Source organism: Ruegeria sp. AP12 (genome assembly GCF_056540025.1).
This window is the reverse complement of record NZ_JBQFVZ010000338.1, coordinates 1-523: the sequence shown is the minus strand read 5'-3', so window position 1 is coordinate 523 and position 523 is coordinate 1. Positions and strand designations below refer to the sequence as shown.

Sequence of the window (523 nt, the reverse complement as noted above, 5' to 3'; positions counted from 1 at the left end):
CCCTGATAGGTGGTGTGATTGCCGCGGGCCTTGGCTTCGCGGCGGCTCAAACGGGGCTGATCTCGTCTGGTGGGTCGGATAGCTCAGACGTGATTGCGGCGCTTGAATCGAAGCTCTCGGAACAATCAGACCAGATCGAAGCGCTGACCAAGAAGCTCTCGGATGCGCCGGACGTGTCGGGCCTGACGGATCAGGTTCAGGCGCTGTCGCAAAAGCTGGACCCGGTTGACGCAGATCTGACCGCCGTGAAATCCAGCGTCGAATCTCTGACGGGTCAGATCGCGCCCCTGGCCGACCGGCTGACCGAGCTTGAGAAGGCGCCGATCTCCGCTAACACCTCGACCGAAGCCACCGCTGCTTTTGAAGCCGAGTTGAAAAAGCTGCAGGACTCTCTGGCGGCGCAGCGTGGAGAGGTCGAAAAGATGGTTGACGATGCACAGGCGCCTGAGGCGAAAGCAACGGCCGAAGCGCAAGCCGCGACCAACCCCGCCATCCTGTCCCGCCTGCACGGGCAATTGGATGC

Annotated in this window: 1 pseudogene; it reads left to right on the top strand. The window is 62.1% G+C overall.

The features are described 5' to 3' along the window. Positions 1 to 523 (top strand): annotated as a pseudogene (locus tag ACR0E6_RS23085) (hypothetical protein); the annotation flags it as partial.